Source organism: Rhodococcus sp. G6(2025) (assembly GCF_058628105.1).
Window position 1 is genome coordinate 5,613,993 of the sequence record NZ_CP179750.1, and the last position, 13,952, is coordinate 5,627,944.

Sequence of the window (13,952 nt, forward strand, 5' to 3'; positions counted from 1 at the left end):
GGCACGGCCGCCGAGCCTCCGAAGGTGTCGGCACCCCGTGCTAGCGGTCAGTGCCCGGCTTCTCGGTCCCGTCGCGCCAGTTCCGCGAACATCGCATTGTGCGCTGCCAGGTCGGCGTCGTCGTCGCGGTCGGCAGCCCGGTCGACCCGCCGTGCGGTGCGGCCGTCGCTGCGGGACCACTGGATGAGCAGCGCCATCATCACCAGCACCAGCGGGATCTCGCCGGTCGCCCACGCGATGCTGCCACCCAGTTGCTGGTCACCCACCAGGTCGGCGTTCCAGCCCAGTCCGAGCGACCGGTAGTACCACTCGCCCATCACCGCACCCATGCTCATCAGCGCCACACCGAAGAACGCGTGGAACGGCAGCGAGCCGAACACCATCGCGAGCTTCGTCACCGGCTGCAGTTTGCGCGGCGACGGGTCGACGCCGATGGCGACCCAGTAGAAGAGGTAGCCGCTCAGCAGGAAGTGCAGGTTCATCAGGACGTGCGCGGAGTGCGAGTCGACGGCGGCCTCGAAGATCCCGCCGAGGTACAGGGCGTAGAACCCGCCCACGAACAGCACCGCCGCGACGACGGGATGGGTGATGAACCGGGAGAACGGGCTGTGCAGCGCCGTCAGGATCCACTCGCGCAGACCCGGCACACCGTTCTTGCCCGCCGGATCGAGGGCACGCAGGGCGAGGGTGATCGGCGCACCCAGCACCAGCAGGACCGGGGTCAGCATCGACAACGCCATGTGCGCGCCCATGTGCACGCTGAACACGGCCGGTGAATAACGTCCGACACCCGACGACGTCGCCACGAGGAGCACCACGCATCCGCACATCCACGCGACGGTCCGGCCGACGGGCCAGCTGTCGCCGCGACGCCGGAGTTTGCGCAATCCGAGCGCGTAGACGACGGCCAGCACGATCGCGGCGGTGCCGTAGAGGAGGTCGAATCGCCAGTCCAGCATCAGCCTGGCGAACGTCGGCGGCCCCGCCAGGTTGTAACCGAGTTCCACCTCCGTGAGGGTGGGCGCCGCGGTCGGAGGGGGCGGGGGCGTGCGGCCGAGCCCGACGGCGAGGCCGATCGTGGCGGCGAACACCATGACCTCCGCGCCGGCGAACCGGATCAGATTGCCGCGGCTGGCCGGATCCTTCTGCAACGCGGGCAGGGCCCGTCGACGCTGCGCCCAGCCGAAGACCCCCAGGATGACGAGCGCCACGATCTTCGCGACCACCAGGCGTCCGTATGTCGTGTCGACGAGGTCACCGATCTGGACGCGTACGAGCGCGTTCACCACACCACTGACCGCCATGACGACGAAGCAGACCGTCGCGACCGCGGAGAACCGGCGCGCCGCCACGTCGGTGTAGGCGCCGCGCCTGCGGGCATGGGCGAGGAGAGCGAACAGGCCACCCGCCCACAGCGAGGCCGCGACGAGGTGCAGGATCAGACTGTTCGTCGCCATGTCGTGCGAACCGCCCGACGACGAGTGCCCCGTCAACGCGAGCGGCATCAGCCCGAGGATGCCGACGACCAGAAGGATCGGCGTCCACCACCAGCGCAGCACGAGCCGGGATGCGATCGCGAGGACGATCGCGATGATCGCGGTCCAGCGCCAGGCGCCGGCGAGTTCGACCTGATCGATCGAATTGAAGATGTTGGCCGGTTCGACCGCCTCGGCGAAGGGTTGCCCGGAGGTGTCCGACAACGTCAGCGGGACCAGGACGAGGGCGGTCCCGGCCCACACGATCGCGGCGTACGACGCCGTCCGGACCGCACGGTAGCCGTCCACGTCCAGGACACCGGATTTCTGCGGCGGCACGAAGAACGCCGCGAGCAGCAGCGATCCGATGGCGATGACGGCAGCGATCTCCGACACAGCCCGCATCGCGGGCAGTCCGTAGGTGGTGATCGGGCCGGGATCCGGAATTCCCAGCAGCACGAGCGCCTGAGCAGCGGAAAGTCCGACGACGATTGCCGCTACCAGACCGGCGATGAGTCCGCCGACGACGAACAGGGCGGTCGAATCGGCGCGATTCGGGGGTTTCGATGCCGGGTCGGACGCCGCGAGCTGGGGTGTAGCCATACATCAAGGGTAGGACCTACGACAGGCCGTCGGAGACGCGAGGGTTCCGTCGCCGCTCCGGTTACCGTCGACAGGGACGTGTCCCGAGGGAGCGAGAGGCTGAGAGATGGCTGAGTTTCTGATCATCGCGGTGGCGCTGTTCTTCGCGGGCATGGGTGTGTACGGGCTCGCCGCGCCTGCCCGGCTGGTCGCCCCGTTCGCCCTGTCCGCGGATTCGGCGACGTCCCGCGCCGAGGTGCGCGCGGTCTACGGCGGCTTCGGTGTCGCGGTGGCGGCCCTGCTGTTCTTCGCGGCTTTCGACGCGTACGGCATCCGATCCGTCGCCTCGGTGACCGTGGCCGTCGCCCTGCTGGGGATGGCCTTCGGCCGGATAGTGTCGGCCGTCGCCGACCGGCCGACCCGCTTCTACCCCGTGTGGTTCTACTTCGTGGTCGAGCTCGTTCTGTCGGGACTTCTGCTCTCCGCGGCCGCCGTGGGCTCGTGACTCGGACACCCCAGCCCCGGTCGGAGCGCTCGGGACGGCAGGTAATATTTGCTGCGCGCCTCCGTAGCTCAGGGGATAGAGCAAGAGCCTTCTAATCTCTTGGTCGCAGGTTCGAATCCTGCCGGGGGCACTCATCCGACGGAGCACCGACACGCGAAAACCCCCGACCACCTGGAGGAACAGGGATCGGGGGTTTCGTGTCAGTCCTTCAGGAACGCCAGCAGGTCGGCGTTGATCGTCTCCGCCTGCGTGGTGGGCATGCCGTGCGGGAAGTCCTTGTACGTCTTCAGCGTGCCGTTCGCGAGAAGCTTCGCGGACAGTGGTCCCGCGTCCGCGTAGGGGACGATCTGGTCGTCTTCGCTGTGCATCACCAGCACCGGCACCGTGATCTTCTTCAGGTCCTCGGTGAAATCGGTCTGCGAGAAGGCGACGATCCCGTCGTAGTGAGCTTTGGCCCCGCCCATCATCCCCTGGCGCCACCAGTTCTCGATGGTCGCCTCCGAGGATTCCACGCCCGGTCGGTTGAATCCGTAGAACGGGCCCGACGGCAGGTCGCGATAGAACTTCGAACGATTGGCGGCGAGCTGTGCCTGCAGGTCGTCGAACACATCCTTGGGAAGGCCGCCCGGGTTCGCCTCCGTCTTCACCATCAGCGGCGGTACCGCGCTGATCAGTGCGGCCTTCGACACCCGGCTCTCGCCGTGCCGCGCGAGATAGTGCACCACCTCGCCGCCGCCCGTCGAATGGCCGACGTGGATGGCGTCCTGCAGGTCGAGATGCGCGGTCAGCTCCGCGAGGTCGTCGGCGTAGTGGTCCATGTCGTGGCCGTCGCCGGTCTGTGTCGAGCGTCCGTGACCGCGCCGATCGTGGGCGATGACGCGATAGCCGTGCTGGAGGAAGAACAGCATCTGTGTGTCCCAGTCGTCGGCCGACAGCGGCCAGCCGTGGCTGAACACGATGGGTTGACCGGTTCCCCAGTCCTTGTAGAAGATCTCCGTGCCATCCTGGGTAGTGATCGTGCCCATGTGGTTGCCTTCCTTGACCGCTCTGGGGATGACGCCGATGTGGACGCAATTTCAGTACATCAAACTTCGGTACGTCGCAGGGCGGCTTCGACCGCAGCATCCTGTACGACCGTCCGATAGGTATTGCGCCCGTCGTCCGTACCCGGAGTTCCGTACTCGCGCGTAACAAACCGACCAATTAGTCTTGTTCGCGCATCGCCCCAACCCGACGGGGCAAGGGTGCACCGGGACCCGCCACCATCCTCCGCGAGTGGCGGGTTTCCCGCGTTCAGCTGCCGTTACTCGCGCATCCGGTGTCAGCTCTCCGGTGGAACCTCGAACACCAGCAGGGTGCTGGTGGCGGTGGCGACGAGGCGGCCCTGCGAGTCGGTGACCTCCCCTTCCGCGAACGCGATGCGGCGACCCGACTTCTTCACGACGCCGGTGGCCGTGAGGGCCCCCGAGTCCCGGGTCGCCCCGCGGATGTAGTTGACCTTGATCTCGACCGACGTGTAGCCCCACCCCGCGGGCAACGTGGTGTGCACGGCGCAGCCTGCAACCGAATCGAGCAGGGTGCACACGGCGCCACCGTGGATGGCGCCGATCGGGTTGTACTGCGACTCGTCGGGGTCCAGCGCGAAGACGACCCTTCCGGGTTCTGCCTCGAGGAACCGCAGGTTCATCAGGCTCGCGATCGGGGGCGCGGGAATGTCGCCGCCGAGGATCGCCCGCAGGTAGCCGAGGCCGTCGAGTTCTCGCGCTTTCCGCGCCGGACCCGCCGGGTCGCGCCATTCGACGGTCCTCGATCGCACCTCTCCCCACTCCGCGTCCGCCACGCCCTCGACGGTCGACACCGCGCCGTTTCCGGACTCGCTCACTATGCCGCCCCCTGCTGCGCCGGCTGCGGATAGAGGACGTCGAGGTCGCCCGACAGTGCCGCCTTGACGGTGCGGGAGGTGTCGTCCGCGAGGACTTCGTTGGCGCCGGACTCGATGCCGTCGAAGGCCAGTCGCGCGACCTCGGCCGCGGAGATCTTCGGCACGTCCAGTCCGCTCGTCATATCGGTGTCCATGTACCCGAGGTGCAGCCCGACCACCTGGATGTTCTGCGCCGCGAGTTCGGCACGCATCGCGTTGGTGGCACTCCACAGGGCGGCTTTCGAGACGCTGTACGAGCCGCCGACGGCCAGCCATGACAGGACGGAGTGCACGTTGAGGATCGCGCCGCCCCCATTGGCGGCGATGATCGGTGCGAGCACGCGAGTGACGTTGAGCGGCCCGTAGAGGTTGGTTTCGAGTTCGCGGCGCATTCCGTCGAGATCACCCGTGAGCGGCGACTCGCCGATGAGGATGCCGGCGTTGTTGATCAGGACGCCGAGGTCCCCCACGTGCTCCGCGGCGGCGTAGACCGATTCGGGGTTCGTGACGTCCAGCTCGACGGGCACGACCCGCGGATGCTCCTCGATCGTCGACGTGTCACGCGCCGACGCATAGACCGTGCGCGCTCCTCGCGCGAGCGCCTCGGCGACGAAGGCATGCCCGAGTCCGCGGCCGGCTCCGGTGACCAGCACCGTTCGATCTTGAATCGTGGTCATGACGACCCCTTCGAATGAGTAAGTCTGCTTTTCCAACTAACTACGGTCACGACAGTAATCCCTATTAGTTGGAAAACACAACCCTCTATGATGGAGGGCATGACCAACGGCGACACCGAGCGAGCGACACCCGAGATCGTCATGGACCGCATGCCACTGGCGCCGAGACCCTGCGCGATCGCCGCCACCATGGAACTGATCGGCGACCGCTGGTCCATGCTGGTGATCCGCGAACTGAGCTACGGGGTGCACCGCTTCGACCGGATTGCCGGGTACATCGGCGTCTCGCGCGACATCCTCACCGCGCGACTGCGCAAGCTCGAGGAGGTCGGCGTCATCGAACGCAGGCAGTACTCCGAGCACCCTCCCCGCTTCGAGTACCACCTCACCGCGGCGGGCGAGGACCTGCGACCGCTGCTGCTCTCGTTGTTCCAATGGGGCAGCAAGTGGGCCGTCGACGAGGCCCCGTCGGTGCTCGTGCACGAATGCGGGCACTCACTGGAGCTGGAACACCGCTGCGCGCACTGCGGCGAGGCAGTCGAGAACACCTCTGTCGCAATGCATTCCCGCACACCACTGCGGAAGCCCTAACCTTTCCGCCCGGCCCAATACAGGACACCCGACATCAGGTCTATAGTTTCCAAAGTAAACGTCAGGTAACGAATTCCTCACACGTCAGGCAGGTGGGTCTGTGTCAACGCGCGACCAGGTAGCAGAGATCTACGAGCAGGTCCGCCTGCGGAACGCCGGCGAACCCGAGTTCCACCAGGCAGCCGCCGAGGTCTTCGAGTCGCTGCAGGTCGTGCTCGACCACCACCCCCACTACGCGGACTCCGGATTGATCGAGCGGCTGTGCGAGCCCGAGCGGCAGATCATCTTCCGGGTGCCGTGGGTCGACGACTCCGGCAACGTGCACGTCAACCGCGGTTTCCGCGTGCAGTACAACAGTGTGCTCGGCCCCTACAAAGGTGGCCTGCGGTTTCACCCCAGCGTGAACCTGGGTATCGTGAAATTCCTCGGCTTCGAGCAGATCTTCAAGAACGCCCTCACCGGACTTCCGATCGGCGGCGGCAAGGGTGGTTCCGACTTCGACCCCAAGGGTCGCTCGGAGGCCGAGATCATGCGGTTCTGCCAGTCGTTCATGACCGAACTGCATCGCCACATCGGCGAGTACACCGACGTCCCGGCAGGTGACATCGGCGTCGGCGGCCGCGAGATCGGCTACCTGTTCGGCCAGTACAAGCGCCTCACCAACTCCTACGAGTCGGGGGTCCTCACCGGTAAGGGCCTCACCTGGGGCGGCTCGCAGGTGCGTCGCGAGGCGACCGGGTACGGCGTCGCCTACTTCGTCGCCGAGATGCTGAAAGCCGCGAACAGCTCACTGGGCGGCAAGACCGTCGTCGTCTCCGGTTCCGGAAACGTCGCGATCTATGCGATCGAGAAGGTGCACCAACTCGGCGGAATCGCGATTGCGAGCTCCGATTCTTCCGGATACGTCGTCGACGAGAAGGGCATCGACCTCGAGCTCCTGAAGGAGATCAAGGAGGTGCGGCGCGGACGGATCGGTGAGTACGCGGACACGGTGCCGCATGCCCGGTTCGTGCCGAACGGATCCATCTGGGACGTGCCGTGCGACGTCGCGCTCCCCTGCGCCACCCAGAACGAACTCGACGAAGCGGCCGCCAAGACGCTGGTGGCGAACGGCGTGCAGGCGGTGGCCGAGGGCGCGAACATGCCCACGACCCCGCAGGGCGTCCAGGTGTTCCGCGATGCCGCGGTGGCGTTCGCCCCGGGCAAGGCGGCCAACGCGGGCGGCGTCGCCACGTCGGCACTCGAGATGCAGCAGAACGCGTCCCGCGACTCGTGGGGCTTCGAATACACGGACGAGCGGTTGGCCGGAATCATGCGCGGTATCCACGAACGCACCGTGGCCACGGCCGCCGAGTACGGCATGCCGGGCGACTACGTGCACGGCGCGAACATCGCCGGTTTCGTGAAGGTGGCCGACGCCATGATCTCGCTCGGCGTCATCTAGCAGAACGAACAGTGGCGCGGCCGTCGCCGGCCGCGCCCCGTTCGAGGCGCGAACGTGTCAGCTCACCTGACACTGTGCTGCCCCCATTCGACCCAGCACATCTGCTTGACGTCGGGCCGGGGGTTCTTGGTGGGCAGCGGCTGCGAACAGCCGGTCTCGCAGATCGGCTTGGCCGACGCCATGCCGGCGGCACCGGTCAGCGAAATGGCAAGGGCTGCAAAGCCGGCGAGCGCGATACGCGCTGTGGTGGAGATGGTGATGGGGGACATGGGTTCCTTTCGGCGGGCGGTTTCGTGCTGCAGCCAGCATTGACCGGAGCCCTGTCCGCAGAAAGGCCGCCGAGGGTGCAATGAACACACCCTCGGCGGCCGGATCTCTACCTGGGCGAAACGCCCGGTCGGCTTACTCAGTCGACCGGTTCGGCCTCGCCCTCGTCGTCACGGGCCTTCTTCGCGGCCTCGCGCATCTCGATGCCGTCGGACACCCAGTCACCGATCTCCCGGGTGACGTCCCGGACGGCGCCCGCGATGATCGTCGCGATCTGGCCCACGTGCGTTGCCGCGGACTCCGTCAGTTCCTGCACGGTGTCCTTGCGCCGCTCGAACTTCCCCACCATTGTTTTCGCCTCTCAGGCTGCAGTCTTCTGCCGCTCGACGATAACACCGGGAGGGGTGTCGGACGAGACGAGACCGGGCGGCAGCGCGAACTTGAAGATCTTCCCCCACACGGAGCCGATCTGCTTGAAGAAGCCACCGGTGTTGTAGGGCAGCCCGTGCTTCTCGCACAGCGCCTTCACGACGGGTGCCATCTCCGGGTACCGGTGGGCGGGCAGGTCCGGGAACAGGTGGTGCTCGATCTGGTGCGACAGGTTGCCCGACATGATGTGGAACAGCGGGCTCCCCTCGATGTTCGCGCTTCCGAGCATCTGCCGGACGTACCACTCGCCGCGAGTTTCCTCCGCGGTCTCGTCCTCGGTGAAACTCTGCACGCCGGTGGGGAAATGGCCGCAGAAGATGATGGAGTACGCCCACACGTTGCGGATCAGGTTGGCGGTCACGTTGCCGAGCAGTGTGGGGACGAACAGTGGCCCGGTGAGCGCCGGGAAGATCACGTAGTCCTTGAGTACCTGCCGACCGGCCTTGCGCCACCAGCCCTTCAGTAGCGGCTTGACGTCGTGCCACTTCCGCTTGCCCTGGATCACGTTCTCCGCTTCCAGGTCGTGCATCATGACGCCCCACTCGAACAGCATCATCAGGAAGAAGGCGTAGACCGGGTTCCCCAGATAGTAGGGGTTCCACTTCTGCGCCTCGTCGATCCGGAGGATGCCGTAGCCGATGTCCCGGTCCCGGCCGAGGATGTTGGTGTACGTGTGGTGCATGTAGTTGTGGGAATGTTTCCACTGATCGGCCGGGCAGACGGTGTCCCACTCGAACACGCGGGAGTTCAGGCCCGGTTCACGCATCCAGTCGTACTGGCCGTGCATGACGTTGTGGCCGATCTCCATGTTGTCGAGGATCTTCGACACACCGAGAGCACCGACCCCGGCGATCCAGGCCGGCGGGAAGAAGCCGAGGTACATCAGCCCGCGGCCGGCGACCTCGAATCCCCTCTGCGCCTTGATGATCTTGTAGATGTATTCGCGGTCCTCGGCGCCGAGGTCCGCAACTGTCCGGTCGCGGAGGGCGTCCAGTTCCCGGCCGATCTCTTCGACCTGGTCGTGACTGAGCACCACCGGGGCGTCGTTGCGGGAACCGTCGGAGCCGTCGACGAACGGGAGGAACGAGAGTGAGAGTCCAAACATGTCGGTCTCCAAGCGTTGAATGTCTTGTGAAAGTCAGATGTCGAGGGCGACGTCGCCCACCGGAACCGAGACGCACAGCTGGATCGCCTTGTCCGGGTCGGTGTCGGCGTCGCCGGTGCGGACGTTCTTGGTGCACCCCGACTTCTTCACCGTCGTGCAGGAGAAGCAGATGCCCATCCGGCACCCGTACTCGGGATGGAGCCCGGCGGCCTCCGCCTGTTCGAGCAGCGTGGCGCCGGAATTGTCCGCGGTGACACCGCTGGCGGTGAAGGACACCTCGCCACCGGCCTCACCCTCCGCCGGGGCTGCGGCGGGAGCGAATTCCTCGGTGTGCAGACGGTCCTCGATGCCGAGTTCGCGATACACCTCCCGAACGCCACGCATCAGTCCGGGCGGGCCGCACAGGAAGGTTTCGGCGTCCGCGTACCAGGGCGCAACCGCGTCGAGGTGCTCCTGACCGAAGAACCCGTGGAGATGGCCGCCGGTTTCCTGATCGGTGTACGCCAACACGAGGGAGACGTTGGCGTTCGCGTCCGCGAGTGCGCGCAACTCGTCGAGGTACGCGACGTCGTTTTCGGTGTACGCGTAGTGCAGAAAAGTGATGCTTCCGAAGTGCTGCTCGTCGACGAGGGTGCGCAGCATCGACAGAACCGGGGTGATTCCGCTGCCTCCGCTCACCAGCAGGAGCCGGCGAGGGCGCGGAGACGGGAGGGTGAATTCGCCCGCCGCCTGAGACAGGTCGAGCACCAGACCGGGGTGCGCGTGGGCGTGCAGGTACTGCGAGACCAGACCGTCGGGGTGCGCCTTGATCGTCAGCTCGACGAGCCCGTCGGTGGACGCCTGTGCATTGGCCGGTGAGTAGCACCGGGTGTGCCGAACCCCGTCGATCACGACGCCCACCTGCACGAACTGCCCCGCACGGAATCCCCGCCACTGACGGGTGGGACGCAGCGTGAGGGTGACAGTGTCGGCGGTGGACCGCCGGACCTCGACCACTTCGGCTCGCAGGTCGCGCACGGTGACCATGGGAGTGACAAGTTCGAGGTAGCGGTCGAGCTGGTGCGGAGTGGCCATCGCCTCGAACAACGACAGCAGCGAGAACCTGCGTCCCTCCGCCGGACGACTGGTGTGGGCAACTGACACGTCAGCCTCCTCCATTTGAGTGCACGGTTGTACACTGACAATAGTGTGACAGAGAGAGACAGGAACTTGTCAATCGAAATGTGACCGCACGCACACCCCAGACAGCGATCGGATACGCATGCCGGATGACGAGTACGAGCACCCGGAGATGACGGGTGTCGGCGCGGCCGCGAATACACTCACTGCCGTGAGTCAGTCGACCGGCGCCGAACCGGAGAGCAGGGCAGCCCGCAAGGAGCGCACGAGGAAGGCCCTTCTCGACGGCACACTCGAACTCATGGCGGACCGTAGTTTCGCCGGCGTGAGCCTGCGCGAGATCGCCCGCACCGCGGGAATCGTGCCCACCGCGTTCTACCGCCACTTCGCGTCCATCGAGGAGCTCGGCGTGGTGCTCGTCGAGGAGGGCATGCGAATTCTGCGGCAGATGCTCCGCGACGCCCGCCGCACCCCGAGCACCAAGAGCGCAGGCGCATCCCTCGACATCCTCGTGCGGCAGGTCCGCACCCACGAGGCGCAGTTCCGGTTCCTCAGCCGCGAACGCTACGGCGGCGTCCCGGAAATTCGCCGGGCGATCGCGACCGAGATGAAGCTGTTCGTCAGCGAACTCACGGTTGACCTGTCCCGCATCGACGGTCTGCAGTCCTGGGACCACGACGACCTGGAGATGGCGGCCGACCTGATCGTGTCCACCATGTTCGCCGTCGTCGTCGATCTGCTCGAGGCCGATCGTCCCGGAAGCCGAAGTGAGGCCGAAGTGGTCGCGCGTGCCGAACGGCAACTGCGCCTGATCATGCTCGGCATGAGCGGGTGGAATCCCGCGAAGTAGTGGCGCTCTCGCCGTACGGTGGGGGCATGTTGTCAACCTCGGAACACGCGCACATCACCCTCGGCGACCTGACGTTCGACGTCACCACCAGCGGTCCGGCCGACGGCGTCCCCGTCGTTCTCCTGCACGGGTTTCCGGAGAGCGCCGCGTCCTGGGAACCGGTCAGCGCCCTGCTGAACGAGTCCGGTCTGCGGACGTTCGCCCCGAACCAGCGCGGATACTCGCCCGGTGCGCGACCCGACGGAGTCGACTCCTACCGGATCGACCACCTCGTCGCGGACGTAATCGGATTGCTCGACGCACTCGGTCTCGACTCGGCACATCTCGTCGGGCACGACTGGGGAGCCGCCGTGGCGTGGGTCGTCGCGGCGCGGCACCCCGACCGGATCACCTCGCTCACCACCGTGTCGGTGCCACATCCGGGCGCGTTCGGCTGGGCCTTGCGCGAGGACGCCGATCAGAAGGAACGCTCCTCCTACATTCGTCTCCTCAGGACGGAAGGCAAGGCCGAGCGGGTCCTCCTCGAGGAGAACGCGCGGGCGCTGCGCGCGATGTTCGGTGACGTCGTCGCGCCGGCGCTCGTCGACCGGCACGTCGCGCTGCTCGGCGAACCGGGCGCGCTCACCGGCGCGCTGAACTGGTACCGCGCGATGACGAGCGACTTCGAGCAGACGCCTGCCGTCACCGTTCCCACGACCTACGTCTGGAGCACCGGTGACCAGGCGCTGGGGCGTGCGGGAGCGGAAAGGTGCGGCGAGTTCGTCGATGCGCCCTACGAGTTCGTCGTCCTGGACGGTGCCACGCACTGGATCCCGGAGCAGCGGCCCGACGCCCTCGCGGACGCGATCCTCACGCGTACCGGAACCGCACCGAACTGAACCGAAATCCGCTCTTCCCCTCGACGGGGCGTGCGTTCTGGTTTGATGGCACTACTCGTCTCGTGCACCGTGGGAGGGCACCATGAGTGGCATCGCAATCCTTCTGGTCGGCGCCGTTCTGTGCTTCGCCGGTGTCGGTTCACTCCACGTCGCCGTTCTCGCCTCGGGTTTCGGCCTCGGCTGGCTCCTGGCCAATCTGCTGTCGCTGTCGCTCGAGACGACGTTCCTGGTCGCGGCGATCGGGGCAGTCGTGGCGTGGGTGGCCACCACCCTGATCTTCAAGTTCGCCGCATTCTTTCTCGGGATCATCACCGGCGCCGTCATCGGGGCCAAGCTCAGTCGTGTCCTGCAACCCGACGACGCGAATTGGCTCCTCAGCGGAGTCGTGATCGTCGCGCTCGCCGTCGCCTGTGGTTTCCTCGCCGACCGGTACCGGGCGCGGGCGTTGTTGTGGCTCACCGCGCTCGGCGGCGCCAGCATGGTCCTGACCGGGCTCGGCCTGGCCATCCCCCCGCTGGGTTTCCTGGAGGATCCGAACGAGGGCAGCCAGCAGTTCTTCGCCACGCTGATCTGGATCGTCGTGGCGGCGGCGGGCTGGCTGACACAGCGGCGGCTGTTCCCGGAGAAGCTCCGGATCGATGACAATCGCGCGCGGCGCTAGTCGCGCTCGGGTGCCCTCACCACCGTCAGCGCGGCGAGCCCGATCGCGAGCACGATCACCAGTCCGATGATCCCGGCCCGATCCGCCGCGAACCACCAGGCGAACAGCCCGAAGAGGGTGGGCGAGAGGAACGACACCGCGCGACCGGTGGTCGCGTACAGACCGAACATCTGCCCCTCCCGGCCTGGCGGTGTGATCCGGGCCAGGAACGTCCGCGCGGATGACTGCGCGGGACCGACGAACAGGCACAGCAGCAGTCCGAAGATCCAGAACATGGCCGGTCCGGAGACGGCCGTCAGTACGACGCCGACCACGATCATCGCGATCAGGGACGTCATGATGACGGTCTTCGGTCCGATCCGATCGTCGAACCGGCCGGCGGTGAGCGCGCCGAGCGCGGAGACGACGTTGGCCGCGACGCCGAACAGCAGCACGTCACCCGCGCCGATGCCGTAGACGTTGACGGCGAGGACGGCGCCGAACGTGAAGACACCGGCCAGTCCGTCGCGGAACAGCGCACTCGCCACCAGGAAGTACACGGTGCGCCGGTCGGCGACCCAGAGGTCGCGCAGATCGCGCCACAGCACCCGGTACGACTCGACGAAACCGGCCTTGTCGGCACCCGGATCCGCGTGGGGGCGGGGTAGCTCGGGGACCTTCAGCAGGACGGGGATCGCGAAGATCGCGAACCAGACGGCGGCGAGCAGCGCCACCATCCGGATGTTCAGTCCGCCGTCGGTGGTGAGCCCGAGGAATCCCCGGTTGTCGCCGTCACCGGAGATGAATCCGAAGTAGCACAGCAGCAGCAGCACGATCCCGCCGAAATAGCCCATCGCCCAGCCGAACCCGGACACCCGGCCGATGTTCGCCGGCGTCGACACCTGCCTGAGCATCGCGTTGTACGGGACGCCGGCCAGTTCGAAGATCACCGAACCCGCGGCCAGCAGCACCAGTCCGAGCCACAGGTACTGATACGAGTCGCGGACGAAGAACATCGCCGCCATGCACCCGACCGTCGCGAACGTGAGGACACCGAGCGCCCACTTACGTCGTCCGGCGGCGTCGAATCGCTGACCGGTGACAGGGGCGAGCACGGCGATGAGGAAACCGGCGATGCCGAGCGACCACCCGAGCCACGTGCTCGCGGAGATCGACCCCGGCAGGTCCTCCCCCACGGCGTCCGTCAGGTACACGGAGAAGACGAACGTGAGGATCACGGCGTTGAACGCGGCCGATCCCCAGTCCCACAACCCCCACGCGACAACCTGTCTGCGCGTCGCGGCCTCGCCGATCCCGGCCGGCGGACGAACGTCGGTGCTCATGTCCGCGAGCCTATGCGAGCGAACGGGGAGTTCGTACGGTCCGACGCGACGAGTGTCCCGCTCGGACGGAACTACTAAGCATGCACTCAGTTGCATACGCACCTCGTTGCATACATACTTCGGTTC

15 protein-coding genes and 1 tRNA gene are annotated in these 13,952 nt (G+C 66.8%); 7 read left to right on the forward strand and 9 right to left on the reverse strand.

Features of this window, described 5'->3' with window-relative positions; all coding sequences use genetic code 11:
- Positions 1-47: 47 nt before the first annotated feature.
- Positions 48-2,078 (reverse strand): bifunctional copper resistance protein CopD/cytochrome c oxidase assembly protein, encoded by a 2,031-nt coding sequence (locus ACLIVD_RS25890; RefSeq protein ID WP_283333568.1) that lies wholly within the window; start codon positions 2,076-2,078, stop codon positions 48-50.
- A gap of 106 nt (positions 2,079-2,184) precedes the next feature.
- Here ACLIVD_RS25890 and ACLIVD_RS25895 point away from each other — a divergent pair, with 106 nt between their 5' ends.
- Both ACLIVD_RS25895 and ACLIVD_RS25900 read left to right on the forward strand, forming a co-directional pair.
- Positions 2,185-2,562 (forward strand): DUF4345 family protein, encoded by a 378-nt coding sequence (locus ACLIVD_RS25895; protein WP_283333567.1) that lies wholly within the window; start codon positions 2,185-2,187, stop codon positions 2,560-2,562.
- A 57-nt stretch (positions 2,563-2,619) separates the two neighbouring features.
- Positions 2,620-2,692, forward strand: a tRNA-Arg gene (locus ACLIVD_RS25900).
- Positions 2,693-2,762: 70 nt separating this feature from the next.
- Here ACLIVD_RS25900 and ACLIVD_RS25905 read toward each other — a convergent pair.
- The 3 genes from ACLIVD_RS25905 to ACLIVD_RS25915 all read right to left on the reverse strand — a co-directional run bounded on the left by ACLIVD_RS25905 (position 2,763) and on the right by ACLIVD_RS25915 (position 5,160).
- The gene (locus ACLIVD_RS25905; RefSeq protein WP_283333566.1) at positions 2,763-3,587 is read right to left on the reverse strand and encodes an alpha/beta fold hydrolase; all 825 of its coding nucleotides are present in this window, start codon (positions 3,585-3,587) and stop codon (positions 2,763-2,765) included.
- A gap of 296 nt (positions 3,588-3,883) precedes the next feature.
- Complete coding sequence (locus ACLIVD_RS25910; protein WP_283333565.1) at positions 3,884-4,444, reverse strand: PaaI family thioesterase; 561 nt, start codon at positions 4,442-4,444, stop codon at positions 3,884-3,886.
- Positions 4,444-5,160 carry an SDR family oxidoreductase gene (locus ACLIVD_RS25915; RefSeq protein WP_491930851.1) on the reverse strand — a complete coding sequence of 239 codons (717 nt, stop codon included), beginning with the start codon at positions 5,158-5,160 and terminating at the stop codon, positions 4,444-4,446. The genes ACLIVD_RS25910 and ACLIVD_RS25915 overlap by 1 nt, the downstream gene beginning before the upstream one ends.
- 87 nt (positions 5,161-5,247) lie before the next feature.
- On the opposite strand from ACLIVD_RS25915, the gene ACLIVD_RS25920 reads away from it, so the two are divergent.
- Positions 5,248-5,751, forward strand: coding sequence for a winged helix-turn-helix transcriptional regulator (locus ACLIVD_RS25920; protein WP_283333563.1), 504 nt, complete (start codon positions 5,248-5,250; stop codon positions 5,749-5,751).
- A 100-nt stretch (positions 5,752-5,851) separates the two neighbouring features.
- A complete protein-coding gene (gene gdhA / locus ACLIVD_RS25925; protein WP_283333562.1) occupies positions 5,852-7,195 on the forward strand; it encodes an NADP-specific glutamate dehydrogenase in 1,344 nt (447 codons plus the stop codon).
- Positions 7,196-7,257: 62 nt separating this feature from the next.
- Here gdhA and ACLIVD_RS25930 read toward each other — a convergent pair whose 3' ends face one another.
- The 4 genes from ACLIVD_RS25930 to ACLIVD_RS25945 all read right to left on the reverse strand — a co-directional run bounded on the left by ACLIVD_RS25930 (position 7,258) and on the right by ACLIVD_RS25945 (position 10,139).
- Entirely contained in the window at positions 7,258-7,464 is a 207-nt protein-coding gene (locus ACLIVD_RS25930; protein WP_283333561.1) for a hypothetical protein, read from the reverse strand.
- A 137-nt stretch (positions 7,465-7,601) separates the two neighbouring features.
- A complete protein-coding gene (locus tag ACLIVD_RS25935) occupies positions 7,602-7,811 on the reverse strand; it encodes a hypothetical protein (protein ID WP_009474106.1) in 210 nt (69 codons plus the stop codon).
- Between the two features lie 12 nt (positions 7,812-7,823).
- Positions 7,824-8,996 (reverse strand): fatty acid desaturase family protein, encoded by a 1,173-nt coding sequence (locus ACLIVD_RS25940; RefSeq protein ID WP_009474107.1) that lies wholly within the window; start codon positions 8,994-8,996, stop codon positions 7,824-7,826.
- Positions 8,997-9,029: 33 nt separating this feature from the next.
- Positions 9,030-10,139 carry a ferredoxin reductase gene (locus ACLIVD_RS25945; RefSeq protein WP_477952982.1) on the reverse strand — a complete coding sequence of 370 codons (1,110 nt, stop codon included), beginning with the start codon at positions 10,137-10,139 and terminating at the stop codon, positions 9,030-9,032.
- A gap of 118 nt (positions 10,140-10,257) precedes the next feature.
- Here ACLIVD_RS25945 and ACLIVD_RS25950 point away from each other — a divergent pair, with 118 nt between their 5' ends.
- The 3 genes from ACLIVD_RS25950 to ACLIVD_RS25960 all read left to right on the forward strand — a co-directional run bounded on the left by ACLIVD_RS25950 (position 10,258) and on the right by ACLIVD_RS25960 (position 12,504).
- Positions 10,258-10,965: a TetR family transcriptional regulator gene (locus tag ACLIVD_RS25950; RefSeq protein ID WP_283333559.1), complete on the forward strand. Its 708-nt coding sequence runs from the start codon at positions 10,258-10,260 to the stop codon at positions 10,963-10,965.
- A gap of 26 nt (positions 10,966-10,991) precedes the next feature.
- Entirely contained in the window at positions 10,992-11,843 is an 852-nt protein-coding gene (locus ACLIVD_RS25955; RefSeq protein WP_280782321.1) for an alpha/beta fold hydrolase, read from the forward strand.
- An 82-nt stretch (positions 11,844-11,925) separates the two neighbouring features.
- A complete protein-coding gene (locus tag ACLIVD_RS25960; RefSeq protein WP_491930852.1) occupies positions 11,926-12,504 on the forward strand; it encodes a DUF4203 domain-containing protein in 579 nt (192 codons plus the stop codon).
- Here the strand turns inward: ACLIVD_RS25960 and ACLIVD_RS25965 are convergent.
- Positions 12,501-13,826 carry an MFS transporter gene (locus tag ACLIVD_RS25965; RefSeq protein WP_477952984.1) on the reverse strand — a complete coding sequence of 442 codons (1,326 nt, stop codon included), beginning with the start codon at positions 13,824-13,826 and terminating at the stop codon, positions 12,501-12,503. The two genes, ACLIVD_RS25960 and ACLIVD_RS25965, sit on opposite strands and share 4 nt — an antisense overlap.
- Between the last annotated feature and the right edge of the window lie 126 nt (positions 13,827-13,952).